The 19052-nt window shown below is 49.3% G+C and carries 26 protein-coding genes, 1 tRNA gene and 2 riboswitches; of the genes, 9 read left to right on the top strand and 18 right to left on the bottom strand.

Features of this window, described 5'->3' with window-relative positions; genetic code table 11:
- Window position 1 precedes the first annotated feature (1 nt).
- The 5 genes from K365_RS0101465 to K365_RS0101445 all read left to right on the top strand — a co-directional run bounded on the left by K365_RS0101465 (window position 2) and on the right by K365_RS0101445 (window position 3202).
- On the top strand, window positions 2-340 hold the full coding sequence (locus K365_RS0101465; RefSeq protein WP_006967921.1) for a P-II family nitrogen regulator: 339 nt from the start codon (window positions 2-4) through the stop codon (window positions 338-340).
- 51 nt (window positions 341-391) lie between these two features.
- Window positions 392-1804 (top strand): type I glutamate--ammonia ligase, encoded by a 1413-nt coding sequence (gene glnA / locus K365_RS0101460; RefSeq protein WP_006967922.1) that lies wholly within the window; start codon window positions 392-394, stop codon window positions 1802-1804.
- 214 nt (window positions 1805-2018) lie between these two features.
- Window positions 2019-2855, top strand: coding sequence for a lytic murein transglycosylase (locus K365_RS0101455; protein ID WP_236609997.1), 837 nt, complete (start codon window positions 2019-2021; stop codon window positions 2853-2855).
- An 11-nt stretch (window positions 2856-2866) separates the two neighbouring features.
- Window positions 2867-3076, top strand: a complete 210-nt coding sequence (locus K365_RS0101450; protein ID WP_006967924.1) for a PLDc N-terminal domain-containing protein — start codon at window positions 2867-2869, stop codon at window positions 3074-3076.
- A 51-nt stretch (window positions 3077-3127) separates the two neighbouring features.
- A tRNA-Glu gene (locus K365_RS0101445) sits at window positions 3128-3202 on the top strand.
- Between the two features lie 367 nt (window positions 3203-3569).
- Here the strand turns inward: K365_RS0101445 and K365_RS0101440 are convergent.
- The 16 genes from K365_RS0101440 to K365_RS0101360 form a co-directional block, all read right to left on the bottom strand.
- On the bottom strand, window positions 3570-3872 hold the full coding sequence (locus K365_RS0101440; protein WP_156887661.1) for a hypothetical protein: 303 nt from the start codon (window positions 3870-3872) through the stop codon (window positions 3570-3572).
- Window positions 3862-3993, bottom strand: a complete 132-nt coding sequence (locus tag K365_RS29020) for a hypothetical protein (protein ID WP_281167749.1) — start codon at window positions 3991-3993, stop codon at window positions 3862-3864. Before K365_RS29020 ends, K365_RS0101440 begins: the two co-directional genes overlap by 11 nt.
- Before the next feature lie 23 nt (window positions 3994-4016).
- Window positions 4017-4364, bottom strand: a complete 348-nt coding sequence (locus K365_RS0101430) for a hypothetical protein (RefSeq protein WP_024333225.1) — start codon at window positions 4362-4364, stop codon at window positions 4017-4019.
- A 15-nt stretch (window positions 4365-4379) separates the two neighbouring features.
- Window positions 4380-4943: a hypothetical protein gene (locus tag K365_RS0101425; protein WP_024333224.1), complete on the bottom strand. Its 564-nt coding sequence runs from the start codon at window positions 4941-4943 to the stop codon at window positions 4380-4382.
- A gap of 31 nt (window positions 4944-4974) precedes the next feature.
- Window positions 4975-5046, bottom strand: a riboswitch (cyclic di-GMP riboswitch).
- 77 nt (window positions 5047-5123) lie between these two features.
- A complete protein-coding gene (locus K365_RS0101420; RefSeq protein ID WP_024333223.1) occupies window positions 5124-5375 on the bottom strand; it encodes a hypothetical protein in 252 nt (83 codons plus the stop codon).
- 12 nt (window positions 5376-5387) lie between these two features.
- A complete protein-coding gene (locus K365_RS0101415) occupies window positions 5388-5774 on the bottom strand; it encodes a hypothetical protein (protein WP_024333222.1) in 387 nt (128 codons plus the stop codon).
- The gene (locus K365_RS0101410) at window positions 5761-6033 is read right to left on the bottom strand and encodes a hypothetical protein (RefSeq protein ID WP_024333221.1); all 273 of its coding nucleotides are present in this window, start codon (window positions 6031-6033) and stop codon (window positions 5761-5763) included. The genes K365_RS0101415 and K365_RS0101410 overlap by 14 nt, the downstream gene beginning before the upstream one ends.
- A gap of 127 nt (window positions 6034-6160) precedes the next feature.
- Window positions 6161-6394: a hypothetical protein gene (locus K365_RS0101400; RefSeq protein ID WP_024333220.1), complete on the bottom strand. Its 234-nt coding sequence runs from the start codon at window positions 6392-6394 to the stop codon at window positions 6161-6163.
- The gene (locus K365_RS0101395) at window positions 6391-6747 is read right to left on the bottom strand and encodes a hypothetical protein (RefSeq protein ID WP_024333219.1); all 357 of its coding nucleotides are present in this window, start codon (window positions 6745-6747) and stop codon (window positions 6391-6393) included. The genes K365_RS0101400 and K365_RS0101395 overlap by 4 nt, the downstream gene beginning before the upstream one ends.
- Entirely contained in the window at window positions 6737-7096 is a 360-nt protein-coding gene (locus tag K365_RS27790) for a hypothetical protein (RefSeq protein ID WP_156887660.1), read from the bottom strand. The genes K365_RS0101395 and K365_RS27790 overlap by 11 nt, the downstream gene beginning before the upstream one ends.
- 335 nt (window positions 7097-7431) lie before the next feature.
- Complete coding sequence (locus K365_RS0101385; RefSeq protein ID WP_024333217.1) at window positions 7432-9192, bottom strand: YfjI family protein; 1761 nt, start codon at window positions 9190-9192, stop codon at window positions 7432-7434.
- Window positions 9189-10121 carry a hypothetical protein gene (locus K365_RS0101380; RefSeq protein WP_024333216.1) on the bottom strand — a complete coding sequence of 311 codons (933 nt, stop codon included), beginning with the start codon at window positions 10119-10121 and terminating at the stop codon, window positions 9189-9191. The genes K365_RS0101385 and K365_RS0101380 overlap by 4 nt, the downstream gene beginning before the upstream one ends.
- A gap of 2 nt (window positions 10122-10123) precedes the next feature.
- Window positions 10124-10354, bottom strand: a complete 231-nt coding sequence (locus K365_RS0101375) for a helix-turn-helix domain-containing protein (RefSeq protein ID WP_024333215.1) — start codon at window positions 10352-10354, stop codon at window positions 10124-10126.
- A 193-nt stretch (window positions 10355-10547) separates the two neighbouring features.
- The gene (locus tag K365_RS0101370; RefSeq protein WP_156887659.1) at window positions 10548-11321 is read right to left on the bottom strand and encodes a hypothetical protein; all 774 of its coding nucleotides are present in this window, start codon (window positions 11319-11321) and stop codon (window positions 10548-10550) included.
- 360 nt (window positions 11322-11681) lie between these two features.
- Window positions 11682-12179, bottom strand: coding sequence for an ORF6N domain-containing protein (locus K365_RS0101365; RefSeq protein WP_024333213.1), 498 nt, complete (start codon window positions 12177-12179; stop codon window positions 11682-11684).
- Window positions 12180-12187: 8 nt separating this feature from the next.
- Entirely contained in the window at window positions 12188-12958 is a 771-nt protein-coding gene (locus K365_RS0101360) for a tyrosine-type recombinase/integrase (RefSeq protein WP_245569119.1), read from the bottom strand.
- 704 nt (window positions 12959-13662) lie between these two features.
- Between K365_RS0101360 and K365_RS0101350 the strand changes: the two genes are divergently transcribed.
- Window positions 13663-14181: a rubrerythrin family protein gene (locus K365_RS0101350; protein WP_024333211.1), complete on the top strand. Its 519-nt coding sequence runs from the start codon at window positions 13663-13665 to the stop codon at window positions 14179-14181.
- Between the two features lie 431 nt (window positions 14182-14612).
- On the opposite strand, the gene K365_RS0101340 is transcribed toward K365_RS0101350, so the two are convergent.
- Together K365_RS0101340 and K365_RS0101335 are read right to left on the bottom strand one after the other, a co-directional pair.
- Complete coding sequence (locus tag K365_RS0101340; protein WP_024333210.1) at window positions 14613-16007, bottom strand: multiheme c-type cytochrome; 1395 nt, start codon at window positions 16005-16007, stop codon at window positions 14613-14615.
- Window positions 16008-16064: 57 nt separating this feature from the next.
- Window positions 16065-16628 carry a cytochrome c3 family protein gene (locus K365_RS0101335; RefSeq protein ID WP_006967941.1) on the bottom strand — a complete coding sequence of 188 codons (564 nt, stop codon included), beginning with the start codon at window positions 16626-16628 and terminating at the stop codon, window positions 16065-16067.
- A gap of 140 nt (window positions 16629-16768) precedes the next feature.
- Window positions 16769-16872, top strand: a riboswitch (TPP riboswitch).
- A gap of 83 nt (window positions 16873-16955) precedes the next feature.
- Here K365_RS0101335 and thiS point away from each other — a divergent pair.
- From thiS to thiH, 3 genes are read left to right on the top strand one after another with little or no spacing between them, the layout of a single operon-like run.
- Window positions 16956-17153: a sulfur carrier protein ThiS gene (thiS, locus tag K365_RS0101325; protein ID WP_024333208.1), complete on the top strand. Its 198-nt coding sequence runs from the start codon at window positions 16956-16958 to the stop codon at window positions 17151-17153.
- 2 nt (window positions 17154-17155) lie between these two features.
- Complete coding sequence (locus K365_RS0101320) at window positions 17156-17929, top strand: thiazole synthase (protein WP_024333207.1); 774 nt, start codon at window positions 17156-17158, stop codon at window positions 17927-17929.
- 4 nt (window positions 17930-17933) lie between these two features.
- The gene (gene thiH, locus K365_RS0101315; protein ID WP_024333206.1) at window positions 17934-19052 is read left to right on the top strand and encodes a 2-iminoacetate synthase ThiH; all 1119 of its coding nucleotides are present in this window, start codon (window positions 17934-17936) and stop codon (window positions 19050-19052) included.

Raw genomic sequence — 19052 nt, 5'->3', positions numbered from 1 at the left:
AATGAAAAAAATTGAAGCGGTGATCAAGCCTTTCAAGCTTGACGATGTCAAAGAAGCACTCAGTGAAATCGGTATTTACGGCATGACCGTCACCGAAGTCAACGGCTACGGCCGGCAGAAAGGACACAAAGAGATCTATCGCGGCGCGGAATATGTGGTGGATTTTGTGCCCAAAATCAAACTGGAAATCGTGGTGTCGGATGAGCGGGCCGAAGAAACCATTGAAACAGTCCGCAATGCAGCCAACACCGGCAAAATCGGGGATGGCAAGATTTTTGTGCTCCCCGTTGAAAAAGCCCTCCGGGTCAGAACCGGAGAAACCGACACAGATGCTTTGTAACCGGATGAACACACTGTTATTCTTATAAATTTAAAACCGAAAGGACAACACATGACTCCCAAAGAAGTAATCGCCATGGCCAAGGAAAACAATGCAAAAGTCGTCGACATCCGGTATATGGATTTCATCGGCACCTGGCAGCATTTTTCAGTACCTGTCAGTGAATTCACTGAAGCTGCGTTCGAAGACGGGTTCGGTTTTGACGGCTCGTCCATGCGGGCCTGGCAGGCCATCAACAACAGCGACATGATCGTGATTCCGGAACCTGAAACCGCCAGAATGGACCCGTTTTTCAAAGTGCCCACCCTGGCCGTCATCGGCAACATCCATGATCCCATCACCAGTGAATCCTATTCCCGGGACCCCCGGGGCATTGCCAAAAAAACCGAGCAATACCTGAAAACCACCGGCTTGGGTGATACTATTTTTGTCGGGCCTGAACCGGAATTTTTTATCTTTTCCAATATCCGGTATGCGTCTGAACCCCATGCCGCGTTTTTTGAGATCGATTCCCCGGAAGGACACTGGAACACCGGCACGGATGAAATGCCCAACCTGGGATACAAAATTAAACCCAAACACGGATATTTCCCTCTGCCCCCGGCCGACCAGTATCAGGACATGAGAACCGAGATGATGCTCACCCTGGAGAATTTAGGTATTGCCATGGAGTGCCAGCACCATGAAGTGGCGTCTGCCGGACAGTCGGAAATCGATCTGCGGTTCGATTCCCTGGTGAACATGGGAGACAGCCTGGCCTGGTTCAAATATGTGCTGAAAAACGTGGCCCATAAGCACGATCACACGGTCACATTCATGCCCAAACCCCTTTATGGAGACAACGGCACGGGCATGCACACCCACATGAGTTTCTGGAAAGACGGAAACCCTGTGTTTGCGGGCAACAAATACGCGGGTCTGTCCGACGAAGCCCTGTGGGCCATCGGCGGAATCATGAAGCACTGCAAATCCCTGTGCGCCATCACCAATCCCACCACCAACTCCTACAAACGGCTGGTGCCCGGATTCGAGGCCCCCATTAACCTGGCATACTCCAGCCGGAACCGGAGTGCGGCCATCCGTCTGCCCATGTATTCCAATTCCCCCAAGGCCAAACGCATCGAATTCAGGACCCCGGATCCCTCCTGCAACGGGTACCTGGCGTTTTCCGCCATTGCCATGGCCATGATCGACGGCATTCAGAACAAACTGGATCCGGGCGATCCCATGGATAAAAACATCTATGACCTGCCGCCTGAAGAACTGGCACAGATGGAATCTGCGCCCGGTTCTCTGGAAGAAGCACTTGAGGCACTCAAACAGGATCATGAATATCTGCTCAAAGGCGATGTGTTCACCAAAGATGTGATTGAACACTGGATCGACTATAAAATGAACAACGAGGTCAAACCGGTGATCAGCCGGCCCCATCCCCACGAGTTCTATCTGTATTTCGATATTTAGACGTTTCTTTGACAAAAGGGGTATCATTCAGGCAATGATACCCCTTTTGTCCTTATCTTTTGAAGCCCGATCATTTCCGGCATTTTTTTTAATGCAATCCCCTGAAAAATACGATATAAGAGAAACATTTTAATGAAATTATTCAAAGGGGCATTGCCGTTATATGGAAATTCTGCCTGATATCCGCGCACATGTTACGAGATGTTTCTTTTTCATGCTTGTTCTGTTCTGTCTGGCTCCCTGCGTCATTGCCCAGCAGCCTGCCGCGGGCAATGAATTTGATGCGCTGAAGCAGCGGCTGATCAAGGATGGATTTGCCCCGGAAAAAATTCAAAACATTCTGACAAAAGACACGGTTTCATTCTCACCTGCCGGGGTTTCCATGTTTTTCGTCCATTCCGAATCCAGCTTGAATTATGACCAGTTCCTGTCCAAAGATTCCATTGCCAACGCATTTCAATACATGGCGGATCACAAAAAAGCCCTGGACCAAGCCCAGGAAATATATGGTGTGGACAAAACCGTGATCACCGCCATTCTGCTGGTGGAAACCCGTTTGGGCAACTACCTGGGCAACCAGACGGTCATCAATACCCTGGCCACCATGGCATCTCTGACTGATGAGACCCTGCGGGAACGCATCTGGAATGCCATCCCGGATCAGAAAAAACCGGAAAAAGACACTTTTCTGAAAAAAGTGACCCTGCGCGCCAAGTGGGGATATGAAGAACTCAAAGCCCTGATCCGATACACGGACCGCGAAGGCGTTGACCCTAAAACCATTCGGGGCTCTTACGCCGGTGCCATGGGGATCCCCCAATTCATGCCCTCCAATGCCCTGACTCTGGCAAAAGACGGCAACAATGACGACAGCATCGATCTGTTTGATCACAGTGATGCCATATTTTCCGTGGCCAATTATCTCAAACATCATGGATGGGACCCCGGCATCTCCCGGCAGCGCCAGCACGAAGTCCTGTTTCGCTATAACCACAGCAACTATTATGTGGACACCCTGATGAAAATATCGGACCGGCTCAAGGAAGGCTGAAAAATATACCCATGAACAACATCATTCTGATTATCCTGTTGATTTTCGGCATCTCTTTAGGCCTGACCATGCTGGCTTTAGTGGATATTATAAAAAAAGATTTCGGTTCCCCGAAAATCAAAATCCTGTGGCATTTTATCGCACTGATCCCATTGATCGGATGGCTCATCTATCTGATTTTCGGCTATCGAAAGGGCCGGAAAAAGTCGTTTACCGCATAAATTTCGTTGACTTTTTCCCCGTTCCGGTATAGGAATAATCTTTTCAACAGTGGTCCCATCGTCTAGTGGTTAGGACGCCGGCCTCTCACGCCGGTAACCCGGGTTCGAATCCCGGTGGGATCACCACTTAGATAATAAAGGCTTTCAGCGTTTGTTGGGAGCCTTTTTTTGTGGCCAATAAATCAATACCCCACAATATACCCCACAAAAACGGCCATTTTCGACAAATCCAATAGCCCGGTGATGAATTTTTAACCTTTCTGGGGGGTTCCTCTCAGCCAGGCTAAGCCACCCTAAATTGCGGCGGTCCCACTCTCTCGATTTTTTCGGCCCACCTCTCCCGGATCTGCCGTCAAAAAATGTCCGCTCAGCGCATAGAATCATTTTTTCAAGGGTGTAAACCAGGCTTATTTTTGCTGTACGCACATATTTGGAGCACAAAAAAGCCCCCGGGTGATCCCCAGGGGCTTGATACCGGGTTCAGGGTCCGGGGTCATCTTGAGGATGGAAATTGAATCAATGCAGCCGGATCGCCGACGGCGGCCCTGGCTGCCTTTTCTGCCTGTGATTCAAGCATCCTTTCATATGAATACTCAACACCATACAAAAATTCTCGGTATGCTTCTTTGTTGTTTTTCTTTAGAAATTCGCACATGTTTTCCATGACATCCAAAAAAAGACAATCAGACCGGTCCATTAATGACATTAAAAAGTATCCGTTAAAAGCACCGCGCCCAGCTGGGGATTTTAAAACCAGTCTCGCTTTTGTTCTCCAATCTGATATCTTATCCATCATTCACCTCCTGTTCCATAACAGCCAGCTTGCCGTAAATCAAATCCCGCAGCTTTTCTTCCACATCAATACCCCTCGCAAGCGCTCGCTCAACCAGAAAAGAAATGGTGTCTTTTTCCATCATGAAATAGCCATGGCTCCTCCAATTTATTTACATAGATTCCCTTTTGCTTGAGTATTCACAATCTTTCCAGACTGATTAACCTCGAAAAAAATAGTGCAGGATCTTGGCCTGGAAACAGCATGGTATTCCCACAAATTTGTGTTGTAGTTAAAAACTGGAGTTGTGCCGATGCTGCTACCACTTTTGTTGTAAATATAAACGTTGTTGCCGTTCGGAGCCGTGATAGTGTCTGTTGGGTATCCCATTTTATCAAAAAGCATAGTTGCGTCAGTCCCGTGTAACGTTTTTAGTTTATTGGCAAATTTCTGTTCCCTGGTCACGCATCCAGACAGAATCAAACAGCATAAAATAACAATTATAAAGCGCTTCACGGTGCCTCCTTTGATTTATTTTTTTTGGTCTTTAATGTATGCATTCCATGCATTCATAAATTTTTGCTGCGCATTAACCTCATCCTCTACCAACCTATTGAATGATGGAATTTGTTTAACAACAAGCTGGTTGTTAGTTATTACAGGAAGGCCGTTGATTTTTTTCTTTGCGGACTGGATATACAATTGAACATGGAGCATACATTTTGCCAACAAAGACATATTTACCATAACAGCCATGCTTGCGTATTCTTGAATGTTATTTGCCTCGGTATTATCCCATTTGACTATCTCTTTTGAGATTTCATTCAGGATGTTTCTAAAACCAGAAACCCCCTCACCAGACTGATACAAAAGCCATCCTAAACGCATGTCAACAGGCGAGATATCTTCGTTCATCATCGACACAACCCCATTCCCAAATAACTGGAAATTGTTATCAAAAGCTTTGTATGAGTTATGGTAATCGTAAAAATTATCAAATAAATTATTGAGGAGTCTTTGTTCTTTGTTTGTTAAAGACAATCCAATTGCAGGAAATAACATTAAAGACAGAACGATAACAAAAACCTTCTTCATAAAACCTCCTAATGAAAAACCGGATCACCTCAAAGGCAACCCGGCTATCATATTACCCGTGGTTTTTCGTCCCTGCTTCTCAACAGGTTTGGCTTTATACTAGATAAGTAGTTCTTTATACCCCATAACAAACCAAAAATAGCCTGTCAATTTATAAAAAACAAATCTGCTTTCGTTACTTCAACCGGCATTTTTCAGGATTTCTTTTGCCTGCTCCACAGTCATATCATCATAGCGCTCCTCCTCTTCAGGCCCAACGACAAAAATTTGTTTGGGCTTTTCATTCGGTGAGATCAACCCCAATTTCTTTCTGGCCCTGTAAATAGCATAATCATTGCCGCACTCGTCGCCGACTCTTACCTCAATGACAATATCCCCATTGCTGGCCGTTGATTTCTTTTCAATCTGCCGGATTCTGCTTTTGTAATTCATCGTTCATCCCTTTCAATTATAATTTAGCTGATCTTCCAGGGCTTGTAACCGTTCCTCGATGTCCTCAATCTCAATTGCCTTCATTGTTTGACTCAGTATTTCCCGGGCTGCTGCCACCCGTGCGCTCGGCGGTGCTTCGTCATCCCTGCATATTTGTGCTAATGCCGTTGCCGCATACCTGCAAGATTGTTGAAGGCTCAAGATGGCCCTGTTCACCAAAACACGTCTTGCTTTTCTTAATTCCGCATCAAACAAAGGGTCACGCATGAAGCGGTACAGGGTTTGACGGCCCATTTTACAGGCCTCAGCAGCTTCAGCCACGGTGTTATGGGATACCAGGGCTTTGATTGCTTTCAACTGATTTGCAGAAAGTGTGCTGGACGTATCATTTGTGATCATTATTTATTTCCTCCATTGATATTCTTCCCTCGGCAAAATCACGATAAACCTTTTCAGCTTGTTCCTCAGATAATTCGCTCCAAGGCACCCAGCCACATTCGGGTGAAACATAAACTTCATCTGTTCCATCAATTGGTCCATCCATCACCTCATGATAAACCCGCTCGGCTTCTTCTTCTGAAATATCAAGAGTTTCTTTCAAGAATGCCAAGGGAATGGGCTTTGCCTCCAATTTCTTGATCCTGTTTTCAAATTTCATTGTCTGTCTTCCTTTTCGGTTCCTGTGTGTTTTCCCAAAACTCCCGGTTTCCATCCGGGTGTATGCTCAAAATCAAGCTTTCTTTGTACTTCATAACGCCTTCCTTTCACTGTTTGGCCCCGGTGCCTTATCGGTCGGCCCCAGATTCGTGACGTTCCTTGATAACCTGTCTCTGGTTCTTGTGAATCTGTTCCTCAGTGATCCCCGCAGCACTCGCCACGGCTTCCAGGACTTCCAGGAAAGCCCGCGCCCTGCCGTAATGGTAACGCCGGTCGTACAGGTGCCCGTTCAAGTCGTTTGACTCCCTGGTGGCCTGGTGATACCCATGAAGGCAATATTTAATTGTTTCTTGTGGTGTCATGCCATCGCCTCCGCAAACTCTTTAATCTCATCCAGGCAGGCTAACCCATCATCAATGAACCCCTGAACCGCCGCCGCATCCCTCACGACTTCCACCCATTGCGCCCGGTCGATTCTCAGAAGCTCCGGCTTGATCGCCCGCCCCACTTTGTGAACAAACTGATTAAACCGTTTGTCCTTGCGCTCTGGTTCCCCCGCCAGCAGATCCGCGCAACCATCCAGAGCATGGGATACTTTAAACCGGGTGTTTTTGATCCCGTCCACGGCTCCCAGCAGTGCCAGCATGTGTTCCGGGTCTTTGGCCATGGTATCGGTTTCAAGGTGTTCAAAAAGGTTCAGCTGTTTAGCTGTCATGGCTTCCCCTTTCATTTGATATGTGAATGCAGGTTTCCGGCTCGCAGTCTTTGACCCGGCCTGTTTTGCCTTTGAAATATGCCCCCGCGTAACACTTCCCGGATCTCTTGCACTTTGCCGGGCAGTTTTTCGGGGTCGGTGCCATGGCGGTGGTGGTGTCGGTTGACTCCCAGGTGTGCCATGTGCCCGGTGGTGACGGTTCAGGCTCCGGCCCTGCCGGTGGTACTGGTTTATTTGTGCGGCTCGCACAGATAGCCGCCATACGCTCCCTCAGGTCGTCCAGCTCGGGCAACCTGGCCCGCCGCACCTCTATTGGTGCCGCTGCCGGATTGTCAATCCACTCCGCCAAGGTCCATGCCTGATTCCAGATTCTTTTATATTCCGGTCCCATGCCCGGCGGTGACGGTGCCGGGATATTTTGCGCAGGGGTCCGGTTATTTTCGGATTTTCCGATTTTAACCGTGCTGTATGTGTTCCCCTGGTCCGGTTTTGGATCTTTAGACTTTCCACCCTCATCAGGTCCATTTTTGGGGTTTTGCGGATATTGCGTATTTTGCGTAATATGTCTAAAGGTCGTTTTTAAACCTTCTTTTTCTTTTTTTTCTGGATTTTTTAAATTCTGAGTACCTTCCGCAATATCCGCAGAATACGCAAAACTCTTTTTCACTCGATCCCGCCAGCCCATTATTCACCCCCATACACAGAAGGGTTAACTTCAAACGGTTCCGGTGGTCGCCCCGGCCCTTTCTCTGGTTCAATGGCCCGGATATAATTCCGCTCCGCCAATACCTTAAAAGGCTCATCCAGCATGGCCGCCCTGGTAAATGTCCCGCGCAAGGCATCAAACGCCTGTTTTTTCGTGAAAGTCTGGTGCCGGTGCCGTTTGATCCATTTCAATACCCGGCCCGCGCTCTCAATGGCCGGGTCCGCCCCCATCAGATTGAAAACCGCCAGGGCATGGCTGATAGACACAACCGTTATATCAAGGGCCTGCTCCATCGTCTCCCGGCTCACAGGATAACGCCAGGGCTCCACGGGGTTCATGGCACAATGCAGCAGCCCCGCTAACCGTGCTGCCCGTCCGGATGTTTTCCCGGCCCAATCCCGGCAATGCTCAAACCGTCCGCCGTCCGCCAGGTCGTGTTCAATGGTCATGTAAAAGTCTTTCCATTCCTGGAATGCTTCATGGGATAGGCTCAGGGTGTGCGGTTCGGTGGTGCCGTCCGGGTGTTCTATCGGTTGGATCTCCAGCAGCTTTTCAATGGTCTGGTAGTAGGATATTTTCACCCGTTCCGGTATCGGTTCGCTGTCAAGGGTCCGACTCCCTAAGTTTGATTCTGGTAGCCAATACATCGGCCTGCCAATGAAGCCCCGGCCCTTAAATTCCGGTTTAGCCGCCATGCCCCGCATTACGTCCGGTTGTGGCATTAATCCCATACTCAGGGTCGGGGTGTTCATGTGTATATCGTCTCTGGTGGTCCGGTTCACTTTCACGGGCTCGCAGGAATAGCCCTGTAAGAAAAGATCAAGGTTCGCCGTGCCGTTGCTATACCTGCCCCCCAGGTTTTCCACAATGCCCCCTTCTGCCCCCAGGAAGGCTAACCGCTCATCATTTCGCGCCATGATCTGCCCGGCATTTTCTGGGGTGCAGTCCTGTGCCCATATTTGGGGTGCTACCAGCTCCGGTTCCAGGTTGTTTTCAAGATCCTTGATTTCATCCCCTATGGCTTCCAGTTCATCGGGCTTGGCTTTCCCGTATTTTGTCCGCAGGGCTTTTATCCGGGCTTGGATGTTCTCCCGGTCAATCCGTCGGGTCTGAATAAAGGGCTCCATCTCTGCCCGCTGCCGCCGCTCCCACTCGGTCAGGGGTGCGGTACTCCGTTTCACAATTTGGCTTTTTCTGGTGGCTGGTGGCATCAGTGCCCAATTCCAATATGCCAGGGGTTCGGAATATCCCATCTTGACCATGATCTTGATAAAGCCCTGGACACATGCCGCAATGACGACAAACAGCATACCCGCTGCCAGCTCCAGGGGTGTTTCCGTCTCACGCGCCACGGCCCCCGCATATTCTCCGATGATACCGGGCAGGGTGTCCGGGTCGATCCGGTCAACTTCCATCGCATCCAATGGAATGATGGGTTCCCAGGGGTCAGGCCCATTCTGGTTCCCGATGCCGGTGCCCCCGAAGTCTGCCCCAGGGTCCGCGCCGGCATCCTGCCCCCGCATGTGCTGCCGCTGGTTCAACTTGGTTATGGTGACAGGCTCCCCGGTCACGGGGTCGGTTGTGGTGAACATATCACCCGCAGCCCTGACAGCTGCGTCAAAATCCCCGCCGTGTTCATAATGGACGAACAAATCAAACGCATCGCCCCAGGTTCCGCCATTTTTGGCCGGTTGACCTATGCCAGCATCACTTTCATGGCGTGAAATAAACTTTTTCATATCCCACCCCCTTCAAAGATAGAAACACCGGGGTTCCCGCTCTCACTCCGGGGTGACAACCATTTGTTACCGCGCCTGGTGTAGCCATAACGCTCCAGGGCCAGTTCAACAGGGTATGCCTCTCGAAATGCCGCTATCGGGTCTGCCTGCCCGCTGTCAATCCGGGCCTGGGTTTTTCGCAGTGCTTCCAGGTGCCGCCGCTCCCGTTCCTCGGCTTCTCTTTTTAACCGGGCCTGTTCCGCCTGGATCTGATCAGCGAAGTGGACAGCAGGGTTAAAAATCTCACCTTCTATTATATGGTACTGGTAAAACTCGCCCAGGTTGGGCAGGTAACACAACTGCCCGGCCCGCTCGGTGGCTCTGTCTGGTGGTAGTCCTGCCTTTTCCATCCGGTCGTTTAGGATCTTTGCTATCATGGGATAGTCACAGCCTGGTATCCCTTCATTCAATGGGACAATCAACCGGCTTTTCGGTTTGTTCTCCGTCGCGCTCCTACTCGTGTAAACAAGGGCCTTGATCCCCGGTAATGCCGCTTTAGTTCGCTCCACCACGTCCGCCCAGGCCAACCCCTCCACCCTGTCCACATCGCCCCATAGCGCCCAGAAAATTCCGTTTTCCCGCTGGTACTCATGGCATCGCGCCCGTTCATCAACAAGGGTGCTGAAAACCGCCCATTGCGCCTGATCTTTAGCCACGCTGTCGGGTGCCGCAGCCATCGCCATGATCTGTTCAATGGTGGTGGTGGTGTATGGTCTGGGGTTCTTTTTCTCCGGGTTCGCCGTATGATAGCCCCCGAATCCAGATAGCAGGGCCTTGTTTAAGGCTTGATTTTTCGCGCCGGCGGTGGTATCGGTCTGATAGATAGAAACACTTTCCTGGCCCGGTTTGCCGTTCCCCTCGGCTTGCCGGGTCGCTGTTTTGGGCATCATCGTTATGCCTCCAAAACAATCTTTCTGGATTCCATGAACCGATCAAGATCTCCCTGCCGATAAACAATTTTACTGCCCATCCGCACATAATCAGGTCCACGACGTTTGTGCCTCCAATTGTACAAAGTCTGGTCACCAATGCCCAAATACTGGGCCGCCTCTTTGTGGCTATATGTTTTGTTCTCAGCATACTGGGCCACATGATTGTGATTTGGGGTTTTGTTCTCAGTCATGGTTAAATTCCTTTGCTTTAACGGTGGTGGCCTTTTTTTACCTGGCCTTTGTCCCTTTCCGTCAAATTTGACCGGAGAACTTTTTGATTTGATCAAAAACACGGCAATGCTTTGATTTTATTGGATGAAAAAAAATAAAAAAAGCCGGTCGTTTTAACCGGCTTTTGATTTGGTGCTATTTATCTGCTTGAAATCAGCTTTTGGTGATTTTAAACTCGCAGCAGTATCCGTCTTTTGGACTGTACTTCTTAATGGGTTTTCCTTCGATCCCTGGGAAAAGCCCTTTGAGATGCTTTCTTAGATTTGAAATATTGGCCTTAAAAGGTTTCATGTCTTTTGGATTAATATCCCCACAATTTTGGGCGAATAGGTCAAAAATTGATCGCAATTCCCTTTTTTTCGAAAAGCCCAAGTCGGCCATAGAATAAGGCGTATGCGTGTCAACTCCTGGGTGTGCCATCTCCACATGATCATCGTTCACATACCGGATTTTGATCTGATCCCATGTTGTGCCTTCAGGAACTGGTATTGAAAGGTTTTCGTTATTTGGAATTGCAAGTTGGCAGCTGTTATAAAGGACAAGGGATTTTTCAGATATTATAAACTTTTCGAAACCTTTCTTAGTCAGAGCATAGCTCTTGTCATCAATAAAATCTTTGGAATCATTGCAATAATCCAAAAAAAGAATCGGGGGGCATTTGGGCAGTCCTGGGCCAAGTGTATCTTTGAATCTGTCTTTTTTTTTGAAAAGAATGCCTTCTTTGTCGGCCCTTGAAAGTTTTTTATACTCTTCAATTGGGAGAAAGTCACCTACATATTCTTGTTTAAACAAAGGGTCGCTTAAGAAAAATTCTTCCGAATCCTTCTCCCTATGAAAAACGTACCAGTTGTCAAAGAATTTTTTTTCGAGCTGATATTTTGGTGATTTAGCTATCTGAAGGATATCCCTTCCCTCTTGATGGTTCAAGAAACCTTCCCCAAAAAAAGCCAAGGGGTTCGAGTCAGAAACAATTGACTCCAAAGGGTTTGAGTTAGAAAAAAATGGTGTGTCTGTTTTCGTTTGATTGTCCGTTTCAAACAAAAGTACATAACGGCGATCCTTCCTCCCAGGGTAGAAAGTAACTCTGTAAATGAAAGGACATTTTTTTGCAAACAGTTTGATAGACTGTTTTAAAATGTCAAAGAGGATTTCATTTTTGTAAAGCACTTCAACATCTATTCATTATCTCCTGTAATAATGCCTGATTTAAGACCCTGGGAAAGTTGGTTCAGGAACACCAGCGGTTCGATTCGGATAGCGATTCCGTTTCTATCCCAGGGAAGGGGGTTAAAACCCTATTTTCTTTCTGGGCTTCTCATTGTCTGCCAGCAGTTTATCCAGAACAGAGAACACCACTTCAAACCGCTCATCTGTCTGTGTTCGCAATTCGTCCACTGCCCGTTGCAATTCTTCATGACCGGCGATCATGTGTCTGAGCTTCGTGAATGTCCGCATGATCTGAATATTCACCAGAATCGCCCGGTCGCTGTTCAGAATACCGGACAGCATGGCAACACCCTGTTCAGTGAAAGCCAGGGGCATCTTTCTGATACCGCCCCAACTTGATGTCACAATTTGTGATTTCAAGTTTTCAAACTCGGCTTTATTCAGCTGGAACATGAAATCATCGGGAAACCGTTTGATGTTCCGCCTGACAGCCTGGTTCAATGTTCTGGTTTCCACTTCATAGAGTTCGGCAAGGTCCCGGTCCAGCATCACCTTGACACCCCGGATAAAATAGATTTTCGATGAGATCAATTCAGTTGATACAATATCCTTGCTCATGACAGCCCCTATGGTTTCAGGTTCACAATTTTTGCCTGTTTTTGTTTTTCTTCTGCTTCTTTTGCCTGTTTTTTGAAAATATCATCGACCTGGCCCGCGCCCGCCTTCAGTGCTTCATCCCGCAGGTGGGCATATCGCTGTGTCATCACCGGGCTTTTGTGGGTCAGCAGCCGTTGCAGTACATACATGTCCACATTGCCGCTGGATGCCAGCATGGATGCATACACATGGCGCAACCCATGCAGGGGCCTGAAATCTTTGGGCAGTTCGGCATCTTTCCTGATCCTTTTGGCAGCCTTACCGGTGGTTTTACGAATCTTGCCATCCTCCCCGGGAAACACATATTTGCTGGTCCGGGGCAGGCTTTCCAGCAGGCCCCGCGCAAGATCGTTGATGGGTATTTTCTGGTCAATTCCCCCCTTGGGGTCCCGGATAAAGATGAACCCGGAATCCAGGTTGACATCCGTCCATTCCAGTTTGAACATTTCGCCCCGGCGCATGCCTGTGTAAAGCGCCATCTTCATCATGCCTCCCACGATTTTATTGGGATCAGCATCAATGGTTTTCAGAAGATTGTTCAGCTGTTCCTGGGTCAGATCCTCGGTCTTGATGTTGTTGACAGTGGGTTTCTGGATGTGGAAGGCAACGCCCGGACACAATCCGTTTTTGGTACCGTAATTTATGATCCAGGTCAGCAGGTTCAGGACATGTTTAACAGTCTGGGGAGATTTCTTTTTCAACAGTTTGATCCGCACCCGGTCCACATCCAGTTTGATCAAGTCTTGGGGTTCTTTCGCTCCGAATTCCGGCTTGATATATTTCTCATAACGATTCTGGTCAGTGTATAAGGACCTACCTGGAGTCCGGTTAAGGGAGTACTCAGCCCACAACTTATCAATTGTATATCTGCCTTTTTCAGCTTCTTTGAGGGCCTTTTCTTCAGCCCTTTTTTCAGCGTTCGTTTTGTCACCCTCTATTCTGGATGCTCTTATACCGGCGGCTTTAGCAGGGGTCATATCATCCTGGTACTGACGCCCCGCTTTTTCTTCAATCAACTTGTTATTTTTTCGATAACGGATATAATAGATTTTTTCAAATTTACCATTTGAGGATTTACCAGTGATAAATGTTACCCCAGGATATTTTGTTTTGAATCTCTCGTTTGCTGGCATGGCTGACCTCCCTTGCTTGACGTATACCCCACAATATACCCCACACTTTTTGCCAATATACAGGGTATATGAAGTAAGTCAAGGGAAAATACAAACCATAAAATGCTTTATTTATAGACTATTAGATATGTTCAGGTAAATTAGGGGATGATTCCAAATTCGGCCTCTCACGCCGGTAACCCGGGTTCGAATCCCGGTGGGATCACCACTCGGAGAATCAAGGCTTTCAGCATTTCCGGGAGCCTTTTTTTGTTTGACGATCTTTTCATTCCCCAGGAATCATGGAAGAATAAAAAAACAAAGGATAACAGATGAAAGAAAAAACGCAAAAAAATGTTCAAACCGCATTTGTAGGGGAAGCCAAAGCTTATTTCCGGCTGCTGGCCTATGCTGACAAGGCAGCGGAAGAGGGAAACCAGCAGATAGCACTTTTGTTTCGTGCCATTGCCGAGGCGGAACGGGTGCATGCCACGCGCAATCTTAATTTATTGAAAGATATGGTTGTCAAAGATACGGACACCAACCTGGAAGCTTCTTTTGAACGGGAAAAGTCCATCAGCACAAATGAATATCCGGATTTTCTGAAAGACGCGGAAGATGACGGTGAAAATGCTGCGGCAATCGTGTTTTCCCAGGCCCGGGATGCGGAAGAATATCACGCCAAGTTGTATGAGCGCGCCATTTTCCAGTCCATGAAAAAAGATGTGAATGCCTATCAGGTCTGCCAGGTATGCGGCTATGTAACGGATAAAAAAGCACCCAAAAAATGCCCGGTATGTGGTGCGCCAAAGGAAAAATTCAAAACCGTTGCGCCGGAAATGGTGGGCTGATCATCGGATCGTGCCGAAAGCCGGAATGCTGTTGCTGGATGCAAGCGGTATCTCATGCCACCCAGACGCGTGAGGCAGGTATGATCACTCTGCCTTTCAGTATGGTTCAGGGAAGCTAAGACAAACTGCTGCCAGGTTATCGGTTCCTCTTTTTTTCCTGTTTTTCCTGCTTTTTTTCTTTCGCTGTTTTTTGTGGTTTTTTCTTTACCGCTTTTTTTGCATCTTCTGATTTGGACATTGGGTCTACCTCTCTTATATGTGCTGAATTTTTTTATGATAATATCATTGACCCCGACCGAATACAAACGATAAGACGGATGACCACATAAAAAAAATACAGAAAAAATATCTCACATTTATTGAACTGAAAAATGCCAAAGCCGCCGTTCAAAATCGATTGAACGGCGGCTTTGGTTTATGGATATTGACGCTTATTTGAAAATTTTCTCAGGTTTGGTCGGATCTCCCGTGGCGTTTGGAAATTCCCTGGCAATGTGCGCTTTTTCATTGGTTTCAATTAAATGGTCGGCTTCTTTCATGAAATTGGTGAACTGAAATTTGCATTCATAAAACCCGTGCCACCACGCATAGTCCGGGGCCATCATCATGGCGCCCATCCGGGCCCTGCGGCCTTCATGGTGCCAGAGTTCATAGAACTCGAGTTCCAGCTGTTCATCAAAAAATTTCGTTTTGTCCAGCAATCCTTTTTCGTAAAGCACATCCAGTTTTGCCTTGGCCGGTTTGTAATACACTTCATTGTATTCTTCCACGGCCCTGTCAAACCCGTCATAAAAATCATTGATCCAGGAATCCCCATGGCAGGCGCTGCAGACGTTTTTCATTTTGTCACGTTCTGTCTGCCAGTCCGTGGCGGCCGGAAACGGTTTGAAATCCTGGGGGCGGACCGTCAGCGGGGCCTGGGTTTCCCATGACAGTCTTTCCGTGACATCATGGGTGGTCAAAACCTCACCACTGCCGCTCATATGACACCCGGCACAGGTGGGGGCCCGGTAGTCCAGACCCGGGGTCCAGGTACCGCCGGCCGCATCAAAATTATATTCATCCTGATACGCATGGTAGATGGTGCCGTGTTTGGATTCTTCATAAATTTCGATCTGGGGATGATCCGGCCCCAGATGGCACTGGTCACAGGCTTCGGGCCGGCGGGCTTCCGCCAGTGAAAACCGGTGGCGGGTATGACACGACGTACATGATCCTTTACTGCCGTCCAGATTCAGACGTCCCACCCCGGCATTGGGCCAGGTGGCCGGGTCGATTTTGCCGTTGTCATCGATCTCAATCACTGTCCCGTGGCAGTTGAAACAGCCCGTCTTGCGCTCATTATCCGAGTTCATGCCGTCATTGAGCCAGGGATCGATTTTCCACATGATTTCAATGGTATTGGCATGCTTTGACTTGCTGTACTGCATGGCTTCATCCGGGTGGCACCGGGAGCAGTCTTTGGGCGTGACAATGGATGCAATATCCATTTTGTATTTATCTTCTCCCCAGGGCAGATCAGAGCGGCCATAATATTTGACATGGTCCTGGGCGATATCCTGATCGCCGGGTTGCACCAGGTGACAGTCAAGGCAGGTGATGTTGGCATTGGCGTGCCGGCTTTTGGCCCAGTCGGCAAATATCCCCGGGGTGGTCTCCCGGTGACATTCGATGCAGGCCTGGGCTTCGGGCGGCACGCTGCGCTCAATCCGGTATTCCTTGACTTTGGCATAATTGGGCTGGGCAGGTGCAATCGCGACAAAACCGGTCCACATCAAGGCCGTTGTCAGCGACACCAGTGAAAAATAGACCTTCAGTCGATTCATAAGCTATGCTCCTTTCTTTTAAGTAACCCTTGAAAAATTTAAGGTTTCATCAATTGTTCACAATTGTCGCAATCCCTTGGCCTGGTAGGGAACCTGCCGGGTTTGACGAAACATGACCCGGCCTCTGTCCGAATGCACCAGGTCATAATGGCAGTCAATACATTTTTTTTCATACCCGGGTTTCGCATACACCACGGACCGGTGTGCCAGCATGGCCCCCCGCCGGGTGGGCATATGCAGTAAATTTCGATGACATTTTTCACATTCGCGGTTATTGAACGCCTCATAAGCCAATTCGCGCACCGCGTTGCGATCATATTCTTTGCCGGAAAAATGCACGACAACATCTTTCAGGCCATGGTAGGTTTTGGCAAAGAAAAAATCAAACGTATCCTGAGGCGCCGGCAAATGGCAGTCCATGCAGTCAACGACCACCCCTGACGCGTTATTGGTGTGAGTGGAAGATCGCCAGGCCACCACGGCCGGTTTGATCTCATGACATGAGGCACAGAATTCAGGCGTGGAAGTACGCACCATGGTGTAATACGTCATGCTGAATAAAGGGAATGCGACAATGATTCCGATCCCGACCAAAAGCGCTGTAATAAGAGATTTTTTCATGAGGCCTCCGGTGAATGATTAAACCCAATCAGCCTTTTTTCTCATTTATTACTATTATTCATAGACCTTGAGACAATGGCCTGTCAATAAAAATTTTTTCATGCCTTTGACACCCGTCGGAAATTGGGCTATATTTTCCCGCAGTTCACTGGGGGTGCCGCCACCGGCTGAGAGAAGCGTCTGCTTCAACCCTTGGAACCTGATACGGGTAATACCGGCGTAGGGACAGTGCAAACACACCAGTAATGGTTTCTTTTCTTCTCCGCATTCCCGTTTCATTTTTCCTCCCTCAGGTGAACGTATGGACTTAAACACTGTGGAGGTTGAATGAAAATCCGATTAAACGGCGATGAGACGCACATCCAGGCATTAGATCTTCTCGCCCTTGTGAAAGCCCGAAACCTGGATCCGTCATCACTGGTCATCGAGCACAATCATACCCTGGTCCGGCAGACGTCCTGGGCTGAAACCCGGCTGAAAGAAGGGGATACCATTGAACTTTTATCATTTGTGGGAGGGGGATGAAAATGGCGGATACACTGACACTGGGCCACCGAAATTTTACCAGCCGGCTGCTCACGGGCACAGGGAAATTTGCATCCAACGAACAGATCAGACCCATGCTTTCGGCCAGCGGATCTGAAATCATTACCGTGGCCCTGCGCCGGGTGGATCTTCAGGCATCCCCTCAGGACAATATCCTGACCCATATTCCGGAGCATGTGACCCTGCTGCCCAACACATCCGGCGCCAGAACGGCTGAAGAAGCCGTGCGCATCGCCCGCATCGCCCGGGAGGCCGGATGCGGGGATTTCATCAAAATCGAGGTGATCACGGACATGCAGTATCTGCTGCCCGACAATCACGAAACCCTGAAAGCCGCTGAAATCCTGGCCAAAGACGATTTCATCGTTCTGCCATATGTGATGCCGGACATCACCATTTCCCGGCAGCTGTATGATGCCGGGGCCGCCGCGGTCATGCCCTTAGGATCTCCCATCGGTTCCAACCGGGGCCTGGAAATGAAACCCATGATCCAGCGAATCATCGACACCAGCCGGCTTCCGGTAATCGTGGATGCCGGGATCGGCCGGCCTTCCCAGGCGGCCGAAGCCATGGAAATGGGGGCGGATGCCGTTCTGGTCAATACGGCCATTGCCACTGCCCGGGACCCGGTCCAGGCGGGCAAGGCCTTTTCTTTGGCCGTCACTGCCGGACGGATGGCATATCAGGCCGGCATGGCCGGTTCCAGCCACCGGGCCCGGGCATCGTCTCCCTTAACCGGATTTCTACAGGAGTAAACCCATGTCGTTTTCCACACTGGCTGACGCGTATCAATCCTTTGATTTTTCAGCCTGTTTCCATTCCGTACACGCAAGCGAGGTCCGAAACGTTTTAGACCGGGCCGGCAGCCAGGCCCCGCTGGATACCCGGGATCTGCTCACTTTGCTTTCACCGGCGGCCCAGGACTTTCTGGAACCCATGGCACAGATCGCAAGAAACCTGACCTGTCAGCATTTCGGCAGAACCATCAGCCTGTATGCGCCCATGTATATTTCTGACTTCTGCTGTAATCACTGCACCTATTGCGGATTCAATGCCAACACCCGTTTCCCCCGAACCCGGCTGACCCTGGAACAAATCGACAGAGAAGCCAGAGCCATTGCCGACACCGGCATCCGCCATATCCTGATCCTCACGGGCGAAGCCCCAAAGAAAACACCTTTGTCCTATCTGGAAGACATGTGCCGGATCATGACCCGGTATTTTTCCTCCATTGCCCTGGAAATATACCCCATGACGGAAACCGAGTACCGGGTGTTGAAACAGGCGGGGGCGGATTCTCTGACCGTGTACCAGGAAGTCTATGACAAATCCATTTACAAAACCGTCCACCCCAAAGGCCCTAAATCCGATTACACGTTTCGTCTGCTCACCCCGGAACGCGGGGCTGCCGCCGGTTTCAGGGCCGTGAACATCGGTCCCTTGTTCGGGCTGGGAGATCCGGCATCCGAAGCGTTTATGGCCGGGCTTCATGCCCGGTACCTGGAACAGACGTATCCCCATGTGGAAATTTCCCTGTCTTTGCCCCGGATGACCCGGGCCGGGGGTGCCATTTCACCGAGACATCTTTTATCGGACCGGCAGTTTGTTCAGACGCTTCTGGCCTGGCGGCTGCTTATGCCCCGCCTGGGGATCACCCTTTCCACCCGGGAATCCGCGGCTTTCAGGGATCAGCTCATCCATTTGGGGGTTACCCGGTATTCGGCCGGCTCCAGAACGGATGTGGGGGGATACCATGTACATACCACCGGCACCACCGTGCAGTTTGAAGTAACGGATACAAGGTCCGTGAATGAGGTGGCAGCCATGATCCGACACAGCGGGTATCAGCCCGTGTTTAAAGACTGGGAGATCTTTTAA

The sequence above is a fragment of the Desulfotignum balticum DSM 7044 genome (assembly GCF_000421285.1).
GTDB lineage: Bacteria > Desulfobacterota > Desulfobacteria > Desulfobacterales > Desulfobacteraceae > Desulfotignum > Desulfotignum balticum.
Note: the sequence above shows the minus strand (reverse complement) of the source record. Positions and strands in the feature narration are given on the sequence as shown.